Below are 16,422 nucleotides of genomic sequence, written 5' to 3'. Positions count from 1 at the left end.
AAATGGCAAGAGATTTAAAATTCACAAGAAATATTGGTATTGCAGCACACATTGATGCTGGTAAAACCACAACTACAGAGCGTATATTATTTTATACAGGAGTTAGTCATAAAATAGGTGAGGTGCACGATGGTGCAGCTACAATGGACTGGATGGAACAAGAGCAAGAACGTGGTATTACAATTACGTCAGCAGCTACCACATGTGAGTGGCAGTTTCCAACAGAAAATGGTAAGCCAACAGCTGATGCCAAAGGATATCATTTTAATATTATTGATACTCCTGGTCACGTTGATTTTACAGTTGAAGTAAACAGATCATTAAGAGTTCTTGATGGTTTAGTTTTCCTATTTAGTGCTGTTGATGGTGTTGAGCCTCAATCTGAAACAAACTGGAGATTAGCAGATAATTATAAGGTGCCAAGAATTGGTTTTGTAAACAAAATGGATCGTCAAGGATCTAACTTTTTAAACGTGTGTAAGCAGGTTAAAACAATGTTAGGATCAAATTCAGTTCCAATTGTATTGCCTATTGGTGATGAGGCTGATTTTAAAGGAATCGTTGATTTAGCCAAAAACAGAGCAATTGTATGGCATGAAGAAGGATTTGGTTCTACATTTGATGTAGTAGATATTCCTGAAGATATGAAAGCTGAAGTAAAGGAGTATCGAGCTGCTTTAATTGAGGCTGTTGCCGAATACGATGAGAATTTAATGGAGAAATTCTTTGAAGATGAAGATTCTATTACAGAAGAAGAAGTGCATGCTGCACTTAGAGCTGCTGTTATGGATAGAGCAATCATTCCTATGATATGTGGTTCATCATTCAAAAATAAAGGGGTGCAGTTTTTATTAGATGCTGTATGTCGTTATTTACCTTCTCCTATTGATAAAGATGATATTGTAGGAACACATCCTGATACAGGTGAAGAGATTACTCGTAAGCCAAGTGTTAGTGATCCGTTTGCAGCTTTAGCATTTAAAATTGCTACAGATCCATTTGTAGGTCGTTTGGCATTTTTTAGAACATATTCAGGTCGTTTAGATGCTGGTTCTTATATATTGAATAACCGTTCTGGTAAAAAAGAACGTATTTCAAGAATTTATCAGATGCACTCTAATAAGCAAAATGCTATTGATTATATTGAGGCAGGAGATATAGGTGCGGCTGTAGGTTTTAAAGACATAAAAACAGGAGATACGATGTCTGCTGAGAAACATCCTATTGTTTTAGAAAGTATGGACTTTCCTGATCCAGTAATTGGTATTGCAGTTGAGCCTAAAACAAAAGCGGATGTTGATAAATTAGGTATGTCTTTAGCTAAATTGGCAGAAGAAGATCCTACATTCCAAGTAAAAACAGATGAAGCATCAGGACAGACTATTATATCTGGTATGGGTGAGCTTCACTTAGATATTATTGTAGATCGTTTAAGACGTGAGTTTAAAGTTGATGTAAATCAAGGGCAACCTCAGGTTGAGTATAAAGAAGCGGTAACTAAAACTGCAGCACACAGAGAAACCTATAAAAAGCAATCTGGTGGTCGTGGTAAATTTGGTGATATTGTCTTTGAAATGGGGCCTGCTGATGAAGATTTCGAAGGATCTGGATTACAGTTTGTTGATGAAATTAAAGGTGGTCGTATTCCAAAAGAATTTATCCCTTCTGTAGAAAAAGGATTTACATCTGCAATGAAGGCTGGTCCTTTAGCGGGTTATGAAATGGATACGATGAAAGTGGTATTAAAAGATGGTTCTTTCCACCCTGTGGATTCTGATGCATTATCTTTTGAATTAGCTGCAAGAATGGGTTATAAAGCTGCTGGTAAAGCTGCTGGTGCTGTAATAATGGAGCCAATTATGAAAATTGAGGTGTTAACACCTGAAGAAAACATGGGTGATATTGTTGGAGATTTAAACCGTAGAAGAGGAACTATTAATAATATGAGTGATAGAGCAGGTGCGAAAGCTATTAAAGGTGATGTGCCTTTATCAGAGATGTTTGGTTATGTTACGGCATTAAGAACAATGTCTTCTGGTAGAGCAACATCTACAATGGAATTTTCACATTACGCTGAAACACCTTCTAATATATCAGAAGAAGTTATTAAAGCAGCAAAAGGAGCAACAGAATAATCCCTTAATTTTAAGAATATGAGTCAAAAAATTAGAATAAAACTAAAATCATACGATTATAATTTAGTGGATAAATCTGCTGAAAAAATCGTAAAAACTGTAAAAACAACAGGTGCTGTTGTTACTGGTCCAATACCATTACCAACACACAAGAAAATATTTACAGTATTACGTTCTCCGCACGTAAATAAGAAGTCTAGAGAGCAATTTCAATTAAGTTCTTATAAGAGATTATTGGATATTTACAGCTCTTCTTCAAAAACTATTGATGCTTTAATGAAATTAGAGCTCCCAAGTGGTGTAGAAGTGGAAATAAAAGTGTAATTTTGCACGCGATTTATACTCAACGTATATTTTGCAAGTAAAATTAAGGTTGTCTGCTATTAGGTAACATTACATGTCCTGAGCGTTTCGCGATGGAAAAACGGAAAAAATAAAATCAGGGTCGATTTATTTTTGACCCTATTTTTTTGAAAAATAAATAAGTAAATAATTAATTAAATTAAATATGTCTGGGTTAATAGGAAAAAAAGTAGGCATGACCAGCATTTTCGATGAAAACGGGAAGAACCTTCCTTGTACGGTTATCGAAGTTGGTCCATGTGTAGTTACCCAAGTCAGAACCTTAGAGGTAGACGGGTATAGTGCCCTTCAACTTGGTTTCGATGACAAGGCAGAAAAACGTGCAAATAAGGCCCAAGCGGGTCACTTTAAAAAAGCAGGTGTTTCTCCTAAGAAAAAAGTCGTTGAGTTCCGAGATTTTGAAGGAGATTACAAATTAGGTGACACCATAGGAGCAGATCTTTTTGTAGAAGGAGAGTTTGTTGATGCAGTTGGTACATCAAAAGGTAAAGGTTTTCAAGGTGTCGTAAAAAGACATGGCTTCGGTGGAGTTGGTCAGGCAACACATGGTCAGCATAACAGACTTAGAGCGCCTGGTTCTATTGGTGCTGCTTCGTATCCTGCAAGAGTTTTTAAAGGAATGAAGATGGCAGGTAGAATGGGTGGCGATAGAGTGACTGTTCAAAACCTTAAAGTTTTAAAAGTGGTTCCAGAAAAGAATCTTATTGTATTAAAAGGTTGTGTTCCAGGTCATAAGAACGCTTACGTAACTATTCAGAAGTAATGAAAGTAGCAGTTTTAGATATCAACGGAAAAGAAACAGGTAGAAAAGCAGAGCTTTCTGATGCTGTTTTCGCAGTAGAGCCTAATAATCATGCTGTTTATTTAGATGTGAAACAATACTTAGCTCATCAGAGACAAGGTACACACAAATCTAAAGAAAGAGCTGAAATAGCAGGTAGTACTAGAAAAATAAAGAAACAAAAAGGAACAGGTACTGCTCGTGCGGGTAGTATTAAGTCTCCAGTTTTTAGAGGTGGTGGTCGTATTTTTGGACCTAGACCTAAGGATTATAAATTAAAATTGAATAAAAATTTAAAGCGTTTAGCAAGAAAATCAGCAATGAGTATTAAGGCTAAAGAAAATTCAATTTTAGTTGTTGAAGATTTTAATTTTGAAGCTCCAAAAACAAAAGATTTTACGGCTATTTTAAAGTCTCTAGGATTGGAGAATAAAAAATCTCTATTTGTGTTGGGTGATTCAAATAAAAATGTATATTTGTCGTCACGTAATTTGAAACGTTCTGAGGTCGTAACTAATTCAGAATTAAGCACTTATAAAATATTAAATGCAACTAATATTGTGCTTTTGGAAGGTTCGCTTGAAGGAATTGAATCTAACTTAAATAAATAGTTTAGAGATGAGTGTGTTGATAAAGCCAATTATTACAGAAAAAATGACAGCAGATAGTGAGTTATACAATCGCTATGGTTTCATTGTAAATCCAAAGGCTAATAAATTACAGATAAAAGAAGCAGTGGAAGCTGCCTACGGGGTTTCGGTAAATAAAGTAAGAACCATGAATTATGGTCCTTCTAGAAAAACTCGTTATACAAAAACCGGAGTGCAACACGGTAAATCTAATGCTTTTAAAAAAGCTATAGTTGATGTTGCTGAAGGAGATATCATTGATTATTACAGTAATCTATAAAGACAAAAAATGTCAGTTAGAAAATTAAAGCCAATCACTCCAGGGCAGCGTTTTAGAGTAGTAAATGGGTTTGACGCCATTACTACTGATAAGCCGGAAAAAAGCTTGCTTGCTCCGTTAAAAAAGTCTGGAGGTAGAAACAGTCAAGGAAAAATGACTACAAGCCACAGAGGTGGTGGTCATAAAAGAAGGTATCGTATTATAGATTTTAAGCGTGACAACCATGGTGTTGTTGGAGAAGTAGAATCTATACAGTATGATCCCAACAGAACAGCATTTATAGCTTTGGTTAAATATGCTGAGAAGGATAAAAGATATATTGTAGCTCAAAATGGTTTGCAAGTTGGTCAGAAGATTTCTTCGGGTGCAGATGCAAATCCTGAAATAGGAAATGCGCTTCCTTTGAGTGCTATTCCATTAGGAACAATTATTTCTTGTATTGAGTTAAGACCTGGTCAAGGAGCTGTTATGGCAAGAAGTGCAGGTACATTTGCTCAACTAATGGCAAGAGATGGTAAGTTTGCTACAGTAAAAATGCCTTCAGGAGAAACAAGATTAATTTTAGCTAATTGTTTAGCAACTATTGGTGCGGTTTCTAACTCAGATCATCAATTATTAGTATCTGGTAAAGCAGGTAGAAGTAGATGGTTAGGTAGAAGACCAAGAACAAGACCAGTAGTGATGAATCCAGTTGATCACCCAATGGGTGGTGGTGAAGGTAAATCTTCAGGTGGACATCCAAGATCTAAGAACGGTATTCCTGCAAAAGGATTTAGAACACGTTCTAAGACTAAGGCAACAAATAGATATATATTAGAACGTAGAAAGAAATAAACACTAGAAAGAAATGGCACGTTCACTAAAAAAAGGACCTTACGTTCACTATAGTTTAGAAAAGAAAGTTCAACAGAATATAGATTCTGGTAAAAAGACAGTTGTTAAAACATGGTCAAGAGCTTCAATGATAACACCAGATTTTGTTGGTCAAACTATAGCAGTTCATAACGGAAGACAGTTTGTACCAGTTTATGTTACAGAAAACATGGTTGGTCATAAATTAGGAGAATTTTCACCAACAAGATCTTTTAGAGGTCATGCAGGTGCAAAAAACAAAGGTAAAAAGTAAGCTATGGGAGTTCGTAAAAAACAGATGGCCGAAAGAATAAAGGCTGAGAAAAAACAAATAGCTTTTGCTAAGTTGAATAATTGTCCTACATCGCCTAGAAAAATGCGTTTAGTTGCGGATTTGGTTAGAGGGGTACAAGTAGAAAAGGCATTAGCAATTTTAAAGTTTAATTCAAAAGAAGCTTCTCGTAAATTAGAAAAATTGTTGTTATCGGCAATTGCTAATTGGCAGGCTAAAAATGAAGAAGCTGATATTGAAGAGGCAGATCTTTTTATAAAAGAAATTAGAGTTGATAGTGCAGCTATGCTTAAGAGATTAAGACCTGCACCACAAGGAAGAGCACATAGAATAAGAAAACGTTCCAATCATGTTACACTAGTATTGGATTCTAATAACAACGTACAAAGTTAGAATATGGGACAGAAAACAAATCCAATTGGAATTCGTTTAGGCATTATCAGAGGATGGGAATCTAACTGGTATGGTGGAAATGATTACGGCGATAAGTTAGCTGAAGATGATAAAATCAGAAAATATGTTCATGCTCGTTTAGCGAAAGCTAGTGTTTCAAGAGTTATTATAGAGCGTACTTTAAAGCTTATCACAATTACAATTACAACTGCAAGACCAGGTATTATTATTGGTAAAGGTGGTCAAGAAGTTGATAAATTAAAAGAAGAGCTTAAAAAGATAACTGGTAAAGAAGTTCAGATAAATATTTTTGAAATTAAAAGACCAGAACTAGATGCTAATTTAGTTGCAGCAAGTGTTGCGCGTCAGATAGAAAATAGAATTTCTTTCAGGAGAGCTATTAAGATGGCAATTGCTGCGGCAATGCGTATGAATGCTGAAGGAATTAAAATTCAGATTTCAGGACGTTTGAATGGTGCTGAAATGGCACGTTCAGAATCTTATAAAGATGGTAGAATTCCATTATCTACTTTTAGAGCGGATATTGATTATGCATTACATGAAGCACATACTACATACGGAAGATTAGGCATCAAAGTATGGATTATGAAAGGTGAAGTGTATGGTAAAAGAGATCTTTCGCCTTTAGTAGGGATGGAGAAAAGCCAAGGTAAAGGCGGCGGTAAGCAAGATGGAAATAGAAAGCCTCGTCGTAGAAAGTAATTTTTTAAAGAGATAGAAAAATGTTACAACCAAAAAGAACCAAGTTCCGTAAGGCACAGAAAGGTAGAATGAAAGGTCTTTCAGGAAGAGGTCATCAGCTTTCTAACGGTATGTTTGGGATAAAATCTTTAGATGCTTGTTTTATTACATCGCGTCAAATAGAAGCGGCTCGTATTGCGGCAACTAGATATATGAAAAGAGAAGGGCAAATGTGGATTAAAATTTTCCCAGACAAGCCTATCACAAAAAAGCCTTTAGAAGTACGTATGGGTAAAGGTAAGGGTGCACCAGAATATTTTGTTGCAGTCGTTAAGCCAGGAAGAATTATGTTTGAAATTGGTGGAGTGCCTCAAGACATTGCAAAAGAAGCTTTACGCCTTGCAGCTCAGAAATTACCAGTAAAAACGAAGTTTATTGTTGCTAGAGACTATTCGGCTTAATTTTTAATTGTAAGGTATTATGAAACAATCAGAAGTAAAGGAATTATCAGTTGAAGAGTTAGCATCAAAATTAGCTGAAGCTAAAAAACAGCATTCGGATTTGAAAATAGCTCATAGCGTAACTCCATTGGAAAACCCGTTACAAATTAGAACGGCAAGAAGAACAGTGGCGAGATTAGCAACAGAATTAACTAAAAGGGACAACCAATAATTGGTTCTGCTTTATGGAAAAAAGAAACTTAAGAAAAGAGAGAGTAGGAGTTGTTACAAGTAGCAAAATGGAGAAATCAATAGTGGTTTCAGAAGTTAAGCGTGTTAAACACCCTATGTACGGAAAGTTCGTATTAAGAACTAAAAAATATGTTGCACACGACGAGAAAAACGATTGCAATATTGGTGATACAGTTAAGATAATGGAAACACGTCCATTAAGTAAAACCAAGTGTTGGAGATTAGTTGAAATCATCGAAAGAGCTAAATAATTATGTTACAACAAGAATCAAGATTAAAAGTAGCTGACAATACTGGAGCAAAAGAAGTTTTGACGATCAGAGTATTAGGTGGTACAAAAAGAAGATACGCATCGGTAGGTGATAAAATTGTAGTGACTGTTAAAGAAGCTACTCCAAATGGTACTATTAAAAAAGGTGCTGTTTCTACTGCTGTAGTGGTTAGAACAAAAAAAGAAGTAAGAAGACAAGATGGTTCTTACATTCGTTTTGATGATAATGCATGTGTTCTTTTAAATCCAACAGGAGAAATGAGAGGAACTCGTGTTTTTGGACCAGTTTCAAGAGAACTTCGTGATAAGCAATTCATGAAAATTGTATCATTAGCTCCCGAGGTGCTATAATAGTTGTTATACAGATGAAAAAGCTAAAAGTAAAAGTAGGAGATACCGTAAGAATAGTTGCTGGAGACCATAAAGGTACTGAAGGTAAAATTATGCGTGTTGATTTTGGTAAAAACAAGGCAATAGTAGAAGGAGCTAATTTAGTTTCTAAACACGAAAAACCAAGTGCTAAAAATCCACAAGGCGGTATTGTTAAGAAAGAAGCACTTATTCATATATCAAATCTATCATTAATTGATGCAAAATCTGGTGATGCTACAAGAGTAGGTTATGAGGTTAGAGATGGTAAAAAAGTAAGATTTTCAAAAAAATCTAATGAAGTAATATAGTTATGGCTTACGTTACAAGATTAAAGAAAGAATATAATGAGCGTATTATAAGTGCGCTTAAAGAAGAATTTGGTTACAAGAATGTAATGCAAGTTCCTAAATTAGAAAAAATTGTAGTAAGTAGAGGTGTTGGTGCTGCTGTTGCTGACAAAAAGTTAATTGATCATGCAATGGATGAATTAACAACTATTACAGGTCAAAAATCTGTAGCTACAATCTCTAAAAAGGATGTTGCTTCTTTTAAATTAAGAAAAGGAATGCCTATTGGTTGTAAAGTTACCTTAAGAGGAGAGAGAATGTATGAATTTCTTGATCGTCTTGTAACAAGTGCTTTACCAAGGGTAAGAGATTTTCAAGGAATAAAAGCTACTGGTTTTGATGGTAGAGGTAATTATAATCTTGGTGTAACTGAGCAAATTATCTTCCCTGAAATAAACATTGATAAAATCAATAGAATAAACGGTATGGATATTACTTTTGTAACTACCGCACCAACAGATAAAGAAGCTAAATCATTATTAGCAGAATTAGGTTTACCTTTTAAAAAGAAATAAGATGGCTAAAGAATCAATGAAAGCCCGTGAAGTGAAAAGGGCAAAGACTGTAGCAAAATATGCAGAAAAAAGGAAAGCTTTAAAAGAAGCTGGAGATTATGAAGCGCTACAAAAATTACCTAAAAATGCTTCTCCTGTTAGAATGCATAATAGATGTAAATTAACAGGTAGACCAAAAGGATATATGAGAACTTTTGGTATCTCAAGGGTTACATTTAGAGAAATGGCTAATCAAGGTTTAATACCAGGAGTTAAAAAAGCAAGCTGGTAATAGAATAGATTTAATATAAACAGATTTCAGGTTTAATTGTAAAGATTAAAAACCGTCATCGTAAATTATTTAATATGGTAACAGATCCAATTTCGGATTATTTAACAAGAATTAGAAATGCAAATAATGCAGGGCACAGAGTTGTTGAAATTCCTGCTTCTAATTTAAAGAAAGAAGTAACAAAAATATTATTCGATCAAGGGTATATTTTAAGTTACAAATTTGAAGATAACAAAGTTCAAGGTACAGTTAAAATAGCTTTAAAATATGATAAACTTACTAAAGAACCAGTTATAAAAAAATTAATACGTATCAGTAAACCAGGTTTGCGTAAGTATGCTGGTTCTGTAGATTTACCTCGTGTGCTTAACGGTTTAGGTATCGCTATTGTTTCTACTTCTCATGGAGTAATGACAAGTAAGCAAGCCAAAGCAGAGAATGTTGGTGGTGAAGTGTTATGTTACGTTTATTAATACTATAAAGATTTAGAAGATGTCTAGAATAGGTAATAATCCAGTAGCGATTCCAGAAGGAGTAACTGTTGAAGTAAAAGAAAACGTAATTACCGTAAAAGGTAAATTAGGTGAGTTAACACAAGAGTTTAGTGCTGTTGAGGTTAAAGTTGAAGGTAACGAAGTATTTGTTACAAGACCATCAGATTCAAAAGAACACAAAGCTAAGCACGGTCTTTATAGATCTTTAGTTAGAAACATGGTAGATGGTGTTTCTAAAGGATGGACAAAAGAGTTAGAATTGGTAGGTGTAGGATATAGAGCAAGTAATCAAGGGCAAAAATTAGATTTAGCTGTTGGTTTCTCTCATAACATAGTTTTAAATTTAGCTCCAGAAGTTAAAGTTGAAACCATATCTGAAAAAGGAAAGAATCCTATTGTCAAATTAACATCTTTTGACAAACAATTAGTAGGGCAAATTGCAGCTAAGATTAGATCTTTCCGTAAGCCAGAGCCTTACAAAGGAAAAGGAATTAAGTTTGTTGGTGAACAATTAAGAAGAAAAGCTGGTAAATCAGCTTAATAATTAGGACTATGGGATTATCAAAGACTGAAAGAAGACAAAGAATCAAAAGAAGAATACGTAAAGTATCTTTTGGAACTGCAGCAAGACCAAGACTTGCGGTTTTTAGAAGTAATAAAGAAATATACGCACAAGTTATTGACGATAACAACGGAGTTACTTTAGTAGCAGCATCTTCAAGAGATAAAGATTTAGCTGGTTCTAAAGGGACTAAAGTAGAGATTGCTAGTTTAGTTGGAAAAGCTGTTGCAGAGAAAGCTCAAAAAGCAGGTATCGAAACAGTAGCTTTTGATAGAGGTGGTAACTTATATCACGGAAGAATAAAATCATTAGCAGAAGGCGCTAGAGAAGCAGGACTTAAATTCTAATAATATTATGTATCAGAAATACAGAAACGTAGAAGTTGTTAAACCAGGTGGTCTTGAATTAAAAGATCGTTTGGTAGGTGTGCAAAGAGTTACTAAAGTAACAAAAGGTGGTAGAGCATTTGGTTTCTCTGCTATAGTTGTAGTAGGTGATGAGAATGGTGTTGTTGGACAAGGATTAGGTAAATCAAAAGAAGTAGCAACAGCTATCGCTAAAGCAATAGAAGATGCTAAAAAGAATTTGATTAGAATACCTTTAAATAAAGGGACTATACCTCATGAGCAAAAAGGTAAATTTGGTGGTGCAAGAGTTTATATACAACCAGCATCTCAAGGTACAGGTGTAATTGCAGGTGGTGCAGTTAGAGCAGTATTAGAAGCCGTAGGAGTTCATGATGTACTTTCAAAATCTCAGGGTTCTTCAAATCCTCATAATGTTGTAAAAGCTACTTTTGATGCTTTATTACAAATTAGAGATGCAAGAACAGTTGCTAATCAAAGAGGGATTTCTCTTGAAAAAGTATTTAAAGGGTAAATTAAAGTATTATGGCAAAGGTTAAAGTAAAGCAAGTTAAAAGTGGTATTAAAAAGCCTCAAAATCAGAAGAGAACTTTAGAAGCACTTGGCTTGAAAAGAATAGGTCAGATAGTAGAGCATGATGCTACTCCTAGTATTATGGGTATGATAGATAAAGTTCAACACTTAGTTACGACTGAGAAAGCTTAAAATATATAAAAATGAATTTAAATAGTTTAAAACCAGCTGAAGGTTCTGTTAAACGTGCAGGTAAGATTGTAGGTCGTGGACAAGGATCAGGAAAAGGTGGTACAGCTACAAGAGGACATAAAGGTGCCAAGTCTAGATCTGGATATTCTAAAAAGATTGGTTTTGAAGGTGGGCAAATGCCATTACAAAGACGTGTTCCTAAATTTGGTTTTACCAATATCAATAGAAAAGATTACACTGGTATTAATTTAGATAAATTACAATTACTAGTTGATAATGGTCTTGTAAAAGATACTGTTACTCTTGATGTTTTAGTTGAGAACAGATTAGCTGGTAAAAATGATTTAGTAAAAATATTAGGAGGCGGAGCGTTGAAAGCTTCACTTAAAATATCGGTACATAAATTTACGGCTACAGCTAAAGCTGCTATAGAAGCTGCAGGAGGTGAAGCAATAAGTTTATAAGAGAATACGCTATGAAGAAATTTTTTGATACAATATCCAATATTTGGAAGATAGAAGAACTAAGAAATAGAATTATTGTTACTCTTGGTTTACTTTTAGTATATCGCTTTGGAGCTAATATTGCACTTCCAGGTATTGATACTGGCCAGTTAGCTAATTTAACGAGTGGTACGCAAGATGGAATCTTTGGAATTTTGAATGCATTTACAGGAGGAGCTTTTGCTAAAGCTTCTGTTTTTGCGTTGGGTATTATGCCTTATATTTCTGCATCTATCGTTGTTCAATTAATGGGTATTGCTATTCCTTATTTACAAAAACTACAAAAAGAAGGAGAAAGTGGTAGAAAAACCATCAATCAAATTACAAGATGGTTAACTATTGCAATATGTATATTACAAGCTCCTACTTACCTATTAGGTTTAAGTGCTTTTGGTGTTCCAGATAGTGCTTTTGTATTAGGAAAAGGTTTAGATTTTATGATACCTTCTGTTATTATACTAGTAACTGGTACCGTATTTGCGATGTGGTTAGGAGAAAAAATTACAGATAAAGGTATTGGTAATGGTATCTCTTTATTGATCATGATAGGTATTATAGCAACACTTCCTCAATCTTTTGCGCAAGAAGTAGTTTCTAGATGGGACGGGATTGGTGGTCCAATGCTTGTTTTAGTTGAAGTGATTATATGGTTTGTAGTGATTTTATTATGTGTATTACTGGTAATGGCAACAAGACAAATACCGGTACAGTATGCTAGAAGATCTGCAAATGGTGGTTATGAAAAAGATGCTATGGGAACAAGACAGTATATTCCTTTAAAATTAAATGCGTCTGGTGTTATGCCAATTATCTTTGCACAAGCAATTATGTTTGTTCCGGGCTTAATTGGAGGAGTAGATTTTATGAAAGAGACTGCCGTTGGTCAATGGCTTCAAGTACATTTTGGAGGAGGAGATAGTCTTTTTGGATTGTATTATAACTTATTATTTGCTTTCTTAATTATTGTATTTACATATTTCTATACTGCTATTACAGTGCCAACAAATAAGATGGCTGATGATTTAAAAAGAAGTGGCGGATTTATTCCTGGTATTAGACCAGGAGCAGAGACTAGTGATTTCTTAGATAAAATTATGTCACTGATTACATTACCAGGTTCATTCTTTTTAGCAATATTAGCAGTTTTACCTGCTATAGTTGTAAACTTAGTAGGTATTCAGGCTGGATGGGCTATGTTTTATGGAGGTACATCATTACTTATTATGGTAGGTGTAGCAATTGATACGGTACAGCAAGTAAATTCATATTTATTAAACCGTCATTATGATGGATTGATGAAAACAGGTAAAAATAGAAAAGTAGCATAGATTATGGCTAAACAAGCAGCAATAGAGCAAGATGGTAGCATAATCGAAGCATTATCAAATGCAATGTTTCGAGTAGAGCTTGAAAATGGACATGTGGTTACAGCACACATTTCAGGTAAGATGCGTATGCATTATATAAAATTATTACCAGGTGATAAGGTTAAATTAGAAATGAGCCCTTATGATTTGAGTAAAGCAAGAATTACATATAGATATTAAGAGGATGAAAGTAAGAGCATCATTAAAGAAAAGAAGTGCCGACTGCAAAATTGTTCGCAGAAAAGGCAGATTGTACGTAATAAACAAAAAGAATCCTAGATTTAAACAAAGACAAGGGTAATTATGGCAAGAATTGCAGGTGTAGATATACCAAAACAGAAAAGAGGAGTTATTGCACTTACTTACATATTTGGTGTAGGAAGTAGCAGAGCTAAAGAGATACTAGAAAAAGCTCAGGTTAGTGAAGATACAAAAGTGTCTGACTGGAACGATGATGAAATAAGTCGTATCCGTGAGGCAGTTTCAGCTTACACTATAGAAGGAGAACTTCGTTCTGAAACGCAACTGAACATCAAACGTTTAATGGATATTGGTTGTTACAGAGGTATTCGCCATAGATCTGGTTTACCGTTAAGAGGTCAGAGAACTAAGAATAATTCTAGAACAAGAAAAGGAAAGAGAAAAACAGTTGCTAATAAGAAAAAAGCAACTAAATAATAATTAGACAGTAGTCAATTAGTATTTGGACGTTAGAAGAATCTGCTTGAAATGTAAAAGTCTAGGATTCCAATAACTAAGAACTAACAACTAGAAACTAAAAAAATATGGCAAAGTCAAATACAAAAGTAACAAAGAAACGTAAAGTTATCGTAGAATCTGTTGGTGAAGCTCACGTAACAGCCTCTTTTAATAATATTATTATTTCTTTGACCAACAAAAAAGGTGACGTTATTTCATGGTCATCTGCAGGTAAAATGGGATTTAGGGGTTCTAAAAAGAACACTCCTTATGCCGCTCAAGTAGCAGCAGAAGATTGTGCTAAAGTAGCACATGAAGCTGGACTTAGAAAAGTAAAAGTCTATGTGAAAGGACCTGGTAATGGTAGAGAATCTGCAATAAGATCTTTACACAATGCAGGAATAGAAGTAACAGAAATTATAGATGTTACTCCAATGCCACATAATGGTTGTAGACCACCAAAAAGAAGAAGAGTATAATTAATTTAAAACTCCGTTAGTACGGATATATTTCACAGAAAGTATAGTTACGATTATCGAAGGATAAGCCTTAATTCATAATCATACTTTCAAACATAAAGAAAATGGCAAGATATACAGGACCAAAAACAAAAATCGCTAGAAAATTTGGAGAAGCGATTTTCGGAGATGACAAGTCTTTCGAAAAAAGAAATTTCCCTCCAGGACAACACGGTAACGCTAGACGTAGAGGAAAAAAATCTGAATATGCTGTCCAGTTAATGGAAAAGCAAAAAGCTAAATATACTTACGGTATATTAGAAAAGCAATTTAGAAATATATTTTCAAAAGCGAACAGAAGTAAAGGTGTTACAGGTGAAGTTTTACTTCAATTATGTGAGAGTCGCTTAGACAATGTAGTATACAGAATGGGTATCTCTACTTCAAGAAGCGGAGCTAGACAATTAGTTTCTCACAGACATATCACTGTAAACGGAAATTTAGTTAATATTCCATCTTATTCACTTAAACCAGGTGATGTTGTTGGAGTAAGAGAAAAATCTAAATCCTTACAAACTATACAAGATTCACTTGCTGCTAATAGTAGCGTATATGAGTGGATTACATGGAATACTGAAAAGAAAGAAGGAACATTTGTTTCTGTACCTGTTAGACTTCAGATTCCAGAAAATATCAAAGAACAATTAATCGTCGAGTTATACTCTAAATAAACTACACTGATCCAATTATGGCATTATTTAATTTTCAGAAGCCCGATAAAGTTATAATGATTGATTCAACCGATTTCGAAGGGAAATTTGAATTTCGCCCTTTAGAGCCCGGTTATGGATTGACTGTTGGGAACGCATTAAGAAGAGTATTGCTTTCGTCTTTGGAAGGTTTTGCTATAACATCTATTAGAATAGATAAAGTTGAACATGAATTTTCTGTAATATCAGGAATCGTAGAAGACGTTACAGAAATTATCTTAAACTTAAAACAAGTACGTTTTAAAAGACAGATAGAAGATGTAGACTCTGAGACTGTTTCGATATCTGTTAACGGAAAAAACCAATTAACAGCTGGAGATTTCCAAAAGTTTATTTCCGGTTTTCAGGTTTTAAACCCAGATTTAGTGATTTGTAACATGGATGCTAAAGTAAATTTCAACATGGAGTTGGTAATTGAAAAAGGTAGAGGTTACGTTCCTGCAGAAGAAAATAAAAAGTCTGGTGCACCTATAGGTACTATAGCAATCGATTCTATTTTTACACCAATAAAAAATGTAAAATATAGTATAGAAAACTTCCGTGTAGAGCAGAAAACAGATTATGAAAAATTAGTTTTCGAAATTGTTTCTGATGGATCTATCGCTCCTAAAGATGCTTTAACAGAAGGTGCTAAAGTTTTAATACATCACTTTATGTTATTCTCTGATGAGCGTATTACTTTAGAAGCAGATGAAATTGCACAAACAGAAACTTATGATGAAGAGTCACTTCACATGAGACAGTTATTAAAAACCAAGTTGGTTGATATGGACCTTTCTGTAAGAGCATTAAATTGTTTAAAAGCTGCAGAAGTAGATACATTAGGAGACTTAGTTTCCTTTAATAAGAATGATTTAATGAAGTTTAGAAACTTTGGTAAAAAATCTTTGACAGAATTAGAAGAACTTGTAATCAATAAAGGTTTAAGTTTTGGAATGGATTTGTCAAAATATAAATTAGATAAAGATTAATTTATATTCCTCTAACATCAGTTAAGGAATTATATAGTAAGAGCAATGAGACACGGTAAAAAGGTTAATCATTTAGGAAGAAAGACAGCCCATAGAAAAGCAATGTTAGCTAATATGGCTTGTTCTTTAATAGAACATAAAAGAATAAATACTACTGTTGCTAAAGCTAAAGCTTTAAAGCAATTCATTGAGCCTTTGATTACAAAATCAAAAGCAGAAAATAATCAAACAGTAGAGAAAGGAACACATAACAGACGTATTGTTTTTAAAAGCCTTAGAGATAAGTATGCAGTTACAGAGTTATTTAGTGGAGTAGCAGAAAAAATTGCTGATAGACCAGGAGGATATACTAGAATTATTAAATTGGGTAATCGTTTGGGTGATAATGCTGATATGGCAATGATAGAATTAGTAGATTTCAATGAAATATACAATGTTTCTAAAAAACCTGCTAAGAAAACTACTAGAAGAGGTAGAACTAAAAAAGCTGAAGCCGCACCAGTTGCAGAAGCTGAAACAGAAACTAAAGAAGAAGGCACAGAAGAATAAGATGTTTTCAAAATTTTAAATCATACAGGAGAAAAGGATAAGTTGTAAAGCTTATCCTTTTTTTTATATTTTTTTGTCAAATTA

The 16,422-nt window shown here is 34.1% G+C and carries 30 protein-coding genes; all 30 read left to right on the top strand.

Annotated features, from left to right (window positions below):
• Positions 1-2 precede the first annotated feature (2 nt).
• Positions 3-2,135 (top strand): elongation factor G, encoded by a 2,133-nt coding sequence (fusA, locus tag ACZ451_RS01060; protein ID WP_464215219.1) that lies wholly within the window; start codon positions 3-5, stop codon positions 2,133-2,135.
• A gap of 18 nt (positions 2,136-2,153) precedes the next feature.
• Complete coding sequence (rpsJ, locus tag ACZ451_RS01055; protein WP_008613600.1) at positions 2,154-2,459, top strand: 30S ribosomal protein S10; 306 nt, start codon at positions 2,154-2,156, stop codon at positions 2,457-2,459.
• Between the two features lie 184 nt (positions 2,460-2,643).
• Complete coding sequence (gene rplC / locus ACZ451_RS01050; RefSeq protein WP_464215218.1) at positions 2,644-3,261, top strand: 50S ribosomal protein L3; 618 nt, start codon at positions 2,644-2,646, stop codon at positions 3,259-3,261.
• The gene (rplD, locus tag ACZ451_RS01045) at positions 3,261-3,890 is read left to right on the top strand and encodes a 50S ribosomal protein L4 (RefSeq protein ID WP_464215217.1); all 630 of its coding nucleotides are present in this window, start codon (positions 3,261-3,263) and stop codon (positions 3,888-3,890) included. Before rplC ends, rplD begins: the two co-directional genes overlap by 1 nt.
• A gap of 7 nt (positions 3,891-3,897) precedes the next feature.
• Entirely contained in the window at positions 3,898-4,188 is a 291-nt protein-coding gene (gene rplW, locus ACZ451_RS01040; protein WP_464215216.1) for a 50S ribosomal protein L23, read from the top strand.
• A gap of 9 nt (positions 4,189-4,197) precedes the next feature.
• Positions 4,198-5,022 carry a 50S ribosomal protein L2 gene (rplB, locus tag ACZ451_RS01035; RefSeq protein WP_464215215.1) on the top strand — a complete coding sequence of 275 codons (825 nt, stop codon included), beginning with the start codon at positions 4,198-4,200 and terminating at the stop codon, positions 5,020-5,022.
• A gap of 13 nt (positions 5,023-5,035) precedes the next feature.
• Complete coding sequence (rpsS, locus tag ACZ451_RS01030; protein WP_464215214.1) at positions 5,036-5,314, top strand: 30S ribosomal protein S19; 279 nt, start codon at positions 5,036-5,038, stop codon at positions 5,312-5,314.
• A gap of 3 nt (positions 5,315-5,317) precedes the next feature.
• Positions 5,318-5,725: a 50S ribosomal protein L22 gene (gene rplV, locus ACZ451_RS01025; RefSeq protein ID WP_464215213.1), complete on the top strand. Its 408-nt coding sequence runs from the start codon at positions 5,318-5,320 to the stop codon at positions 5,723-5,725.
• A gap of 3 nt (positions 5,726-5,728) precedes the next feature.
• Entirely contained in the window at positions 5,729-6,448 is a 720-nt protein-coding gene (gene rpsC / locus ACZ451_RS01020; protein WP_464215212.1) for a 30S ribosomal protein S3, read from the top strand.
• A 20-nt stretch (positions 6,449-6,468) separates the two neighbouring features.
• Positions 6,469-6,888, top strand: a complete 420-nt coding sequence (gene rplP, locus ACZ451_RS01015; RefSeq protein WP_464215211.1) for a 50S ribosomal protein L16 — start codon at positions 6,469-6,471, stop codon at positions 6,886-6,888.
• Positions 6,889-6,907: 19 nt separating this feature from the next.
• On the top strand, positions 6,908-7,099 hold the full coding sequence (rpmC, locus tag ACZ451_RS01010) for a 50S ribosomal protein L29 (protein ID WP_464215210.1): 192 nt from the start codon (positions 6,908-6,910) through the stop codon (positions 7,097-7,099).
• 13 nt (positions 7,100-7,112) lie between these two features.
• Entirely contained in the window at positions 7,113-7,370 is a 258-nt protein-coding gene (gene rpsQ, locus ACZ451_RS01005; protein WP_464215209.1) for a 30S ribosomal protein S17, read from the top strand.
• 2 nt (positions 7,371-7,372) lie between these two features.
• Entirely contained in the window at positions 7,373-7,741 is a 369-nt protein-coding gene (gene rplN / locus ACZ451_RS01000) for a 50S ribosomal protein L14 (RefSeq protein ID WP_464215208.1), read from the top strand.
• A 14-nt stretch (positions 7,742-7,755) separates the two neighbouring features.
• Positions 7,756-8,070, top strand: coding sequence for a 50S ribosomal protein L24 (rplX, locus tag ACZ451_RS00995; RefSeq protein WP_464215207.1), 315 nt, complete (start codon positions 7,756-7,758; stop codon positions 8,068-8,070).
• A 2-nt stretch (positions 8,071-8,072) separates the two neighbouring features.
• Positions 8,073-8,624, top strand: coding sequence for a 50S ribosomal protein L5 (gene rplE / locus ACZ451_RS00990; RefSeq protein ID WP_464215206.1), 552 nt, complete (start codon positions 8,073-8,075; stop codon positions 8,622-8,624).
• Position 8,625: 1 nt separating this feature from the next.
• Positions 8,626-8,895, top strand: coding sequence for a 30S ribosomal protein S14 (gene rpsN / locus ACZ451_RS00985; RefSeq protein WP_183486606.1), 270 nt, complete (start codon positions 8,626-8,628; stop codon positions 8,893-8,895).
• Positions 8,896-8,969: 74 nt separating this feature from the next.
• Positions 8,970-9,368: a 30S ribosomal protein S8 gene (gene rpsH / locus ACZ451_RS00980; protein ID WP_464215205.1), complete on the top strand. Its 399-nt coding sequence runs from the start codon at positions 8,970-8,972 to the stop codon at positions 9,366-9,368.
• A gap of 19 nt (positions 9,369-9,387) precedes the next feature.
• Positions 9,388-9,930: a 50S ribosomal protein L6 gene (gene rplF / locus ACZ451_RS00975; RefSeq protein ID WP_464215204.1), complete on the top strand. Its 543-nt coding sequence runs from the start codon at positions 9,388-9,390 to the stop codon at positions 9,928-9,930.
• 11 nt (positions 9,931-9,941) lie between these two features.
• Positions 9,942-10,298, top strand: coding sequence for a 50S ribosomal protein L18 (rplR, locus tag ACZ451_RS00970; RefSeq protein WP_464215203.1), 357 nt, complete (start codon positions 9,942-9,944; stop codon positions 10,296-10,298).
• A 7-nt stretch (positions 10,299-10,305) separates the two neighbouring features.
• Positions 10,306-10,830: a 30S ribosomal protein S5 gene (gene rpsE / locus ACZ451_RS00965; RefSeq protein ID WP_464215202.1), complete on the top strand. Its 525-nt coding sequence runs from the start codon at positions 10,306-10,308 to the stop codon at positions 10,828-10,830.
• Between the two features lie 11 nt (positions 10,831-10,841).
• Positions 10,842-11,021 carry a 50S ribosomal protein L30 gene (rpmD, locus tag ACZ451_RS00960; RefSeq protein WP_464215201.1) on the top strand — a complete coding sequence of 60 codons (180 nt, stop codon included), beginning with the start codon at positions 10,842-10,844 and terminating at the stop codon, positions 11,019-11,021.
• 11 nt (positions 11,022-11,032) lie between these two features.
• On the top strand, positions 11,033-11,485 hold the full coding sequence (gene rplO / locus ACZ451_RS00955; RefSeq protein ID WP_464215200.1) for a 50S ribosomal protein L15: 453 nt from the start codon (positions 11,033-11,035) through the stop codon (positions 11,483-11,485).
• 11 nt (positions 11,486-11,496) lie between these two features.
• The gene (gene secY, locus ACZ451_RS00950) at positions 11,497-12,852 is read left to right on the top strand and encodes a preprotein translocase subunit SecY (RefSeq protein ID WP_464215199.1); all 1,356 of its coding nucleotides are present in this window, start codon (positions 11,497-11,499) and stop codon (positions 12,850-12,852) included.
• Positions 12,853-12,855: 3 nt separating this feature from the next.
• Complete coding sequence (gene infA / locus ACZ451_RS00945; protein WP_013751343.1) at positions 12,856-13,071, top strand: translation initiation factor IF-1; 216 nt, start codon at positions 12,856-12,858, stop codon at positions 13,069-13,071.
• A gap of 4 nt (positions 13,072-13,075) precedes the next feature.
• A complete protein-coding gene (ykgO, locus tag ACZ451_RS00940) occupies positions 13,076-13,192 on the top strand; it encodes a type B 50S ribosomal protein L36 (RefSeq protein WP_010181906.1) in 117 nt (38 codons plus the stop codon).
• Positions 13,193-13,194: 2 nt separating this feature from the next.
• A complete protein-coding gene (rpsM, locus tag ACZ451_RS00935) occupies positions 13,195-13,569 on the top strand; it encodes a 30S ribosomal protein S13 (RefSeq protein ID WP_464215198.1) in 375 nt (124 codons plus the stop codon).
• Positions 13,570-13,676: 107 nt separating this feature from the next.
• Positions 13,677-14,069 carry a 30S ribosomal protein S11 gene (gene rpsK, locus ACZ451_RS00930; RefSeq protein WP_215956673.1) on the top strand — a complete coding sequence of 131 codons (393 nt, stop codon included), beginning with the start codon at positions 13,677-13,679 and terminating at the stop codon, positions 14,067-14,069.
• Positions 14,070-14,173: 104 nt separating this feature from the next.
• Positions 14,174-14,779 carry a 30S ribosomal protein S4 gene (gene rpsD / locus ACZ451_RS00925; protein WP_464215197.1) on the top strand — a complete coding sequence of 202 codons (606 nt, stop codon included), beginning with the start codon at positions 14,174-14,176 and terminating at the stop codon, positions 14,777-14,779.
• A gap of 17 nt (positions 14,780-14,796) precedes the next feature.
• Positions 14,797-15,789 carry a DNA-directed RNA polymerase subunit alpha gene (locus ACZ451_RS00920; RefSeq protein WP_464215196.1) on the top strand — a complete coding sequence of 331 codons (993 nt, stop codon included), beginning with the start codon at positions 14,797-14,799 and terminating at the stop codon, positions 15,787-15,789.
• A 45-nt stretch (positions 15,790-15,834) separates the two neighbouring features.
• A complete protein-coding gene (gene rplQ, locus ACZ451_RS00915; protein ID WP_464215195.1) occupies positions 15,835-16,338 on the top strand; it encodes a 50S ribosomal protein L17 in 504 nt (167 codons plus the stop codon).
• Positions 16,339-16,422: the final 84 nt, after the last annotated feature.

It is taken from the genome of Allocellulophaga tsushimaensis (assembly GCF_055383085.1).
Note: the sequence above shows the minus strand (reverse complement) of the source record. Positions and strands in the feature narration are given on the sequence as shown.